Origin of the sequence: Hyalangium sp. (genome assembly GCF_035629615.1) — a bacterium.
Taxonomy (GTDB): Bacteria; Myxococcota; Myxococcia; order Myxococcales; family Myxococcaceae; genus Hyalangium.
In genome coordinates, this window is record NZ_DASPHO010000747.1 from 1 (window position 1) to 7,918 (window position 7,918).

At 68.3% G+C, this 7,918-nt stretch carries 4 protein-coding genes; 2 read left to right on the plus strand and 2 right to left on the minus strand.

Going from position 1 to position 7,918, the window contains the following annotated elements; genetic code table 11:
* Positions 1–363 precede the first annotated feature (363 nt).
* Entirely contained in the window at positions 364–1,719 is a 1,356-nt protein-coding gene (locus VD972_RS37440) for a SagB family peptide dehydrogenase (RefSeq protein WP_324993617.1), read from the plus strand.
* A gap of 151 nt (positions 1,720–1,870) precedes the next feature.
* On the plus strand, positions 1,871–5,881 hold the full coding sequence (locus VD972_RS37445; protein WP_324993618.1) for a TOMM system kinase/cyclase fusion protein: 4,011 nt from the start codon (positions 1,871–1,873) through the stop codon (positions 5,879–5,881).
* A 3-nt stretch (positions 5,882–5,884) separates the two neighbouring features.
* On the opposite strand, the gene VD972_RS37450 is transcribed toward VD972_RS37445, so the two are convergent.
* Together VD972_RS37450 and VD972_RS37455 are read right to left on the minus strand one after the other, a co-directional pair.
* Positions 5,885–7,045 (minus strand): amidohydrolase family protein, encoded by a 1,161-nt coding sequence (locus VD972_RS37450; protein ID WP_324993619.1) that lies wholly within the window; start codon positions 7,043–7,045, stop codon positions 5,885–5,887.
* A gap of 9 nt (positions 7,046–7,054) precedes the next feature.
* Positions 7,055–7,918 (minus strand): YcaO-like family protein (locus VD972_RS37455; RefSeq protein ID WP_324993620.1); only part of this gene is annotated, 864 nt, incomplete at its 5' end.

A 7,918-nucleotide genomic window follows, 5' to 3' on the forward strand; every position in this document is an offset into this window, starting at 1 on the left:
TGAGACCTGGCAGCAGCGTCTGCCCCTGCCCGTCGATGATCTCGGCCACACCGGAGAGGTCGGCGTCCTTGCCCATGGCGGCAATGCGCTCGCCACGGATCACGACGGTCCCCGAGGGGATGACCCGCTCGCCATCGAAGATGCGGACATTGCGGATGGCGAAGGAGTGCTCCATGCCGGCAGCGTCTCCAGGAGCTCTCGGAGTGGCACAGCCAGCCATGACGAGTATCAACAGCATGCTTGGAAGCAGATTCATCGCGCTATCATCAGGGGAGAGGGCGAGGATTTCCAGGGAGCGAGCAACCAAGCGGAGCGAGGGCCATGACCACACGTGAGACGCTTTCCTTGGTGCCTGGAGTGAGCATGGAGCCCACTGCCGACGGGCGGCGCGTGGTGACCGGGCGCGACAGGTTGATGCTGCCGCCTGTCTCTCCCAGTGTGGGCGCTGCGCTCGACGCCCTGTGCGAGGGCGGGCGCGGCATCGAAGAGCTGACCCGGCTCGCGAGCCGCGACGGAGTGACCCACGCCGCCATCTTCCACAGCTTGCTGGAGGGCCTGCGCAGGCATGGAGTCCTCGCCCGTGTCCTGCATCTGGAGGGCAGCGTCATTGCCACGCTCGCTCCCGCAGCTCCCAAGGCGCTCGGGCCTGCGCCGCGAGAGAGCGTGAGCTACTCGCTCTCTCGCTTCGTCTTCACTCACATGGCCGACGGAAGCCAGGTGCTGGAGACGCCCCTGACCGAGGGGCGTGTGTGGATGTCGACCTGGCATGGACCAGCACTCCTGGGGGCGCTCACCGTGCCCAAGCGCCCGGGGGACTTTGCGGTGGTGGTGCCGGGCATCCCCGCGGATGCCGCGGCGGCCTTCTTGCGCATGCTGGCGGAGGCCGGCGCCCTGACGGAGCTTGACTCCCAGGGAGCCCCTGTTGAGCCAGAGGGGCTCGCCACCTGGGAGTTCCACGATCTGCTGTTCCACAGGCAGACGCGTTGGGGCAAGCGCGACAGCGTCTTCTATGGCGGTGCCTCGTACCGGTTTCGAGGCCGGCTCCCAGAGCCCGGAAAGAGACCCACCCCCTCGGGCGAGAGGTTCTCCCTGGAGGTGCCCGATCTGGCCGCGGCAGAGCGGCGTGACCTGCCGTTCACGGCCGTGCTGGAGCACCGCCGCTCGATCCGCGAGCACGGCTCACGGCCCGTGACGCGGGCCGAGCTGGGCGAGCTGCTTTATCGAGCCGTGGGCCTGCGCCATGCCGTCCTCTCCGAGCGAGGGGAGGGAGAAGCGCGCCCCTACCCGTCCGGCGGTGGGCTGTACGAGACCGGGGTGTATGTCATCGCCAACCAGTGCGAGGGGCTGGAGGCAGGGTTGTACTCCTACCGGGTCGAGGACCATGCCCTCTACCACGTCGCGGGACGTACGCCGGACATGGAGCTGTTACTGAAGAGTGCCATGACGAGCACGCTGCGCAACGCTCCTCCGCAAGTGCTGCTCGTATTGACGGCTCGCTTCGCGCAGATGGCCTGGAAGTACGAGACCATGGCCTACGCGGCGATGCTCAAGCACGTGGGGGTGATCTTCCAGACGCTGTACCTGGTGGCCACCGCCATGCGGCTCGCGCCCTGCGCGCTGGGCGCAGGCAGCGCGGAGATATTTGCTCGAGCCTCGGGGCTGGACCCCTTCGTGGAGGGCTCCGTGGGCGAGTTCATCCTGGGGACGCGGCCGGACTGACTCCGTCACCGGGGGCAGGCACCTCCGCCTCCATTTGCCAAACCAGCGTACCCATATCTTGTCGGGTAGTGTTAGGAACTCGACAGTCTCGCCGCAGCCAGAGGTCAATGTCGTTGGCATGCTCCCACGCAGTTGAACGAAGGAAGTTGCCTTGGATCCCGAAAAGCTTCGACCGGGCACCGTGTTTGCGGGGCGCTACGAGATCCTCTCGAAGCTGGGAGAGGGAGGCTTCGGGCAGGTGTTCCGAGCCCGCCAGCAGGTCACCCACCATGAGGTGGCCATCAAAGTCCTGCGGGCCTTGCACTCGACGAATCAAGCCCACATCGCACGCTTCCAGCGAGAGATGCAGCTGTGCGCCCAGCTCTATCACCCTCACATCGTGCGGCTGATCGACTCGGGGCGGGTGGAGCCGGACGTGCTCTATACCGTCTTCGAGTACGTGCCGGGGCGGACGCTGACAGAGGTGCTGTCGAGCGAGGGGCCGCTGTCTGCGTGGGAGGCCACGCACCTGATGCTCCAGGTGCTGGACGCGCTGGCCTGCGCGCACAACCGCGGGGTGATGCACCGCGACCTCAAGCCGCTGAACATCATGGTCACCAGCACGGGGGTGCGGCGCAATGCGCTGGTGCTGGACTTCGGGCTGGGCACGCTGCCCTCTGAGAACCAGGAGGATCTGGCGAAAATCACCAAGACGCAGGAGGTGCTGGGCACGCCCACCTATGCCGCGCCGGAGCAGCTGAGGGGCGAGCCGGTGACGGCTTGCTCGGACCTGTACTCCTGGGGGCTCATCTTCCTGGAGTGCCTCACCGGGCAGCGGGCGGTGGATGGGCCCACGCTGCAGGCAGTGATCTTCAAGCAGCTGGGGCCCGAGCCCATCGCCATGCCCGCATGGCTGGAGCGCCACCGGCTCGGCCGGCTGCTGCGGAAGGTGACGAACAAGAACCCCGAGCTGCGGGACATCACCGCTCAGACTCTGATGCGGGAGCTCGAGGCCTGTGCCGCTGAGCGCTGGCCCATCAGCGACAACACCTCGCGGACGCCCACGCCCACGCCCCTTGCGTTTCCGGACACGTACCCCTCGCCGAGCGAGGGCGAGCGCCGGCAGCTCACCGCCGTCTGCTGCAGCCTCCGCGTCTCCGAGGAGGCGGGTGGGGCGATGGACGAGGAGGACCTGGACAAGTTGCTGAGGTCCCTGCACGCGCTCTGCGCCGAGCTCGCCCGCAACTCCGAGGGACACGTAGGCGGCATCCTGGGGGAGTGGATGCTGTTCTACTTCGGCTACCCCAAGGCGCAGGAGGATGACGCCCAGCGGGCGGCCCGCGCGGCGCTGGAGATGAGCACGCGGATGGAGCAGCGGAGCGTAGAGCTGGCGCGCGAGCACAAGGTCCGCCTGGAGTTCCGCGCCGGCATCCACACGGGGCTGGTGATCAGCCAGGAGGGGCGGGGAGGACCTGCCAGCCTGCCCGCGCTGATGGGCGCCACGCCGAACCTCGCGGTGCGGCTGGAGGGGCTGGCGGAGCCTGGCACCCTCCTGGTCAGCGAGGCGACGTCGCAGCTGCTGCGTGGCCACTTCGCCTTCGAGCTCGTGAGGGCTCGCTCGGGCTCCTCCACGCCGGCGTTCCGGGTGCTGCACGAGTACAAGAAGGGCCAGGCGACGACGCCGAGCCACGACAGCCAGCTGTACGGCCGGGCGCAGGAGCTGGGCTTCCTGCAGCAGCGCTGGGAGCAGGTGGTGACGGGCAGCGGGCAGAGCATCCTGCTCACCGGCGAGCCGGGCATCGGCAAGTCGCGGCTGGTACAGGAGCTGATCCGTCAGGGCCGAGGCACCCCACACACCGCGCTCGAGTGTCGCTGCATCCCTGAAGGTCGCAACAACGCCCTCTCTCCGGTGGTGGACCTGCTGGAGCGGTGGCTGGGCATCAGCCGCGAGTGGACGGCGGGGCAGACGATCTCGGCGCTCGAGGCGCTCTTGTCGCAGCACGGCTTCGTCCTCGCGGAGGCGATGCCGCTGTTCCTGGGGCTGCTCTCCGTGAAGGGGGGAGCCGACCGTTATCCTCCGCCGGATGTCTCCCCGCAGCGCGCCAAGGAGCAGACGCTGGACGCGCTGCTGGGCCTCTTCTTCGAGATGGCACAGCAGCAGCCGCTGCTGCTGCTGGTGGAGGATCTGCACTGGGCGGACCCGACGACGTTGGAGCTGCTGTCGCAGATCGTGAATGACATCTCCGGCGCGTCCATCTGCCTGCTGCTCACCGCGCGCCCCGAGTTCTCCGCGTCGTGGACGACGTCGCACCACCTGCAGCTCAGCCGCCTGGATCGCACGCGGGCGGAGGAGATGGTGAGCGGCCTCACCCAGGACCGGCAGCTGCCGCGCGAGGTGATGGAGAAGCTCCTGGACCGCACGGACGGGGTGCCGCTCTTCGTGGAGGAGCTCACCCGCATCGTGGTGGAGTCCATGCCCGCGAAGGGCGAGACACCCTCCCGTACGTGGACGTTGTCGAACCTCATCATCCCCACCACGCTCCGAGACTCGCTCATGGCGCGCCTGGATCGGCTGGGGCCTGCCAAGGAGCTGGCGCAGCTCTCCGCGGCGCTGGGGCGCGAGTTCAGCTACGAGGTGCTCAAGGCCTCCTCTCAGCGCGAGGAGGCCGTGCTACAGCATGAGCTGAAGACGCTGGTGGACGCGGATCTCATGCACCGCCGGCGCGGGGCGCGCAACCCCACGTATGTCTTCAAGCACGCGCTCATCCGGGACACGGCCTACGAGTCCATGCTCAAGCCCATGCGCCGTCAGGTGCATGCCCGCGTCGCGGCCGCGATCGAGGCGGACTTCCCGGAGCTGGTGGAGACACGCCCGGACCTGCTGGCGATGCACCACGCCGCCGCGGGCCAGAAGCGCGAGGCGATTGGCTATGCCCAGAAGGCCGGCTTGGCCGCGCTGATACGCTCGGCCAACCAGGAGGCCATCGCCTACATCACCGAGGCGCTGACGTGGCTGGATGCGGTGGCGGACCCGCGCGAGCGGGCGCAGCTCGAGCTGGGGCTCAACGGCGTGCTCACCCCGGCGCTGATGGCCGTCCGCGGCTGGGCTGACTCGCGGATCGGTGAGCTGGCGGAGCGCTCCCAGCAGCTCATTGATCTGCTGGGAGACAGCCCCCAGATCGTGCTGACGTTGTGGGGGCTGATGGTCTTCCACAGCAGCCGCTGTCAGCGCGCGCGCGCCCGGGCCCTGTCGGAGCGCCTGCTGGGCATGGCGAGGCAGACCGGGAACGCCGACCTGGAGCTCATGACCTCGGCCGCGCATGGCCAGAATGCGCTCTCCGAGGGCCAGCTGCGGGAGGCGCAGGAGTGCTTCGAGCGCGTCCTCTCCCGCTACGAGCCCTCCCAGCACGCGAAGCTGGCTTTCCTGTACGGGCAGGATGCTCGCTCCATGTCCGAGGGAGTCCTGAGCCTGATGAAGTGGCTGGCAGGCTACCCGGAGCAGGCAGACACCCTGAGCAAGGCGGCGCTCGCCTGGGCTCAAGAGACGAAGCACGCCAGCTCCATCGGGCTTGCATACCTCTATCGACTCACGTTTCTCCAGCTGAGCGAGGAGCGGGAGCTCCTCCTCACCGTGGCCAGCGCTGGCATGGAGGCGATGCAGCAGCATGGCCTGCCGTTGCATGGCGCGTACAGCCAGCTCTTCAAGTGCTGGGCGACGCGGGATGTGGAGACCCTGCGCCAGCTGCTCGCCACCTTCCAGGGCGTCGGCCTGGAGATCTCGAAGACCCATTACCACCTCCTGCTGGCGGAGCTGGAGCTCGAGGCGGGGCGGTATGACGCCGCGTTCAAGCTTGTTGACGAGCTTGCGAGCTGGGGGCGCGCCATGGGCGAGCGCTACATGATCCCGGAGCTGCTGCGCGTCAAGGGCCTCTGCCTGCGCCAGCGGGGAGAGAGCGAGGCGGCGGAAGCGTGCCTGCGGCAGGCCATCGACGTCGCGCGGGAGCATGGCTCGAGGATGTGGGAGCTGAAGGCCACGAGCACGCTCTGCGAGGTGCTGCGCGAGCGCGGCCAGCAGGCCGAGGCGCGCGAGCTGCTGGCGCCGCGGGTGCGAGGGTTCACCGAGGGGCTCGAGACACCCGCGCTCGTCCGGGCGAGGGCCTTGCTCGGGAAGCTCTCCACCTGAGCTTCAGCCACTGAGCCCGTAGTAGCGGGCCGGGTTGTCCCAGAGGAGCTTGCGCAAGGCGTCCTCCGGCAGCACCGCGCGCAGTCCCATCATGTGGTCCACGATGTCATCGCCGTGGTCCGCGTGAGGGTAGTCGGTGCCGAACAGGAGGTTGTCCGGGCCGAGCAGCCGGACGACCTCCGAGATTCCGGGCTCCTCGGGCTCGATGGCGATGAAGCACTGGCGGCGGAAGTACTCGGAGGGCTTCATGCGGACGTTCTCCGCCACCTCGCCGGCCATGAACTGGTAGGAGTTGTCCAGGCGCCAGAGCCAGTAGGGCAGCCACGAGCAGCCGGACTCGAAGAAGCCCACGCGCAGGCGCGGATGGCGCTCCAGCACTCCCCCCTCGATAAGGGTGAGGAAGGCCAGCATGTGCTCCAGGGGGTGCGAGGAGGCGTTATGAGCGAAGCGGGTGGTGAAGCGCTCTGCGCCAGCCGTGGGGAGCCGCACGTTAGAGCCCTCGTGGAGAGAGACGGCGATGGAGAGGCGCTCGCAGGTGGACCAGAAGGGCTCGTAGGCGGGGTGTGCCAGCGTGCGGCCGCCCACGGGGTTGGGAGGGATGACCACAGCCTTCCAGCCGAAGCTGGCGATGTGCTCCACCTCGCCCGGCAGCACCTCCGGCTCGTGCAGGCACAGCGCGCCCACGGCCCGCAGGCGCTCGGGATCCGCGCGGCAGAAGTCCCGTAGCCAGTGGTTGTAGGCGCGAGCGAAGGCCGTGGCCCGGGCTGGCTCCATGCCATCGATGCGCAGCAGACCCAGGCCCATCGTCGGATAGAGGAAGGCGGCGTCCATCCCCGTCTGCTCCATGGTCCGGAGGTGGTGGGAGGGCGTGATGCCTTGCCCGTAGGCCACGGTCCGCTGCGCGATGCTCCAGGCTATCTCCACCATGGCGCGCTCGGTGAGCTGGTTCCACGCCGCCTGCCCGTCGAGCATCAGCGTGGGGGTGATGGGCAACATCCCCTTGGGGCCCAGCCGCGCCAGGCGCTGCTCCAGCGTCTCGTCTGGAGCGATGATCTCTTCATAGGGCGCGCCGCTCTTGTACTCAGGTGGCAGGTACTCCTTCCACATCTCGATGGGCTCGATGACGTGGCGGTCCGAGTCCAGTATCCGAAGGCCTTCACGCATGGGTAGCTCCTACAGTAGGAAGGGGACGGGGTTGAGCTGCTCCTCGGTCAACGGGCTGGAGCGCCAGCCCAGCTTCACGGGGATGTCATAGAGACGCCCGGGTCCGAGGCGCGGCCAGAAGTGGCGCAGCCCTGGCACGGTCACCTTCACCACGTTCAGGCCCACATCCGGCCGGGTCAGGTCCAGCACCAGCGTCTCCAGTCCGACGCGCGCCACGCGGGCCACGCACTCACGCACGTCGTCCCGGATGTCCTCCTGGCGGGGCGCGGGGAAGTCCGCGAGCGTCTTGAGTGGCAGCTTCTCGTCCGGGTGAAGGAAGGACTCATCCAGCATGTCGTAGTCGGCCCACGGGGACTTGAAGGTGTCGCGGGGATCGAAGATCTGGTTGAACTCGGTGATCGCTCGCTGGAGCGCGATGCGCGCATCGAGGTGGGTGCCAAAGCCGATGCAGTACTGCTGAGTCCGCGTCGAGCGCCCCAGCGCGACAAAAGTCGGGATGCCCAGGTCGTGCGTGAGATCCAGCGCCCACACCTGCCAGTGCAGGGAGTGATAGTGCTCCCGCAGGGCCTGGAAGTAGGGCTCCTGGAAGCTGCTCAGGTCCACCCCGGGCTTCCGCAGGCGGTTGTACCACCAGAGGGCCGAGGCATCCCGCTCCACCAGCTCGAGCAAGCCCTGGAGGATGGCCTCTTCCAGGCAGTTGCCCGCCGCGTGGCCGTTGGAGTCCGCCGGGCAGAAGTTCTCCTCGCGGGGGATGGGGTAGCGGTTGTAGCAGTAGGCGGTGGGAAGGTAGCGGCGGCGCTCATGCGTGAGAGACCAGACGGGCGTCCAGTCCACCTCCAGGCGCTCGTCGAAGGGCACGGGGATGTCCCAGTA

Bases quoted from the DNA above. Each gene is read 5' to 3' on its own strand.
- VD972_RS37440 (WP_324993617.1), top strand. From the start codon at position 364: ATGGAGCCCACTGCCGACGGGCGGCGCGTGGTGACCGGGCGCGACAGG.
- VD972_RS37450 (WP_324993619.1), bottom strand. From the start codon at position 7,045: ATGCGTGAAGGCCTTCGGATACTGGACTCGGACCGCCACGTCATCGAG.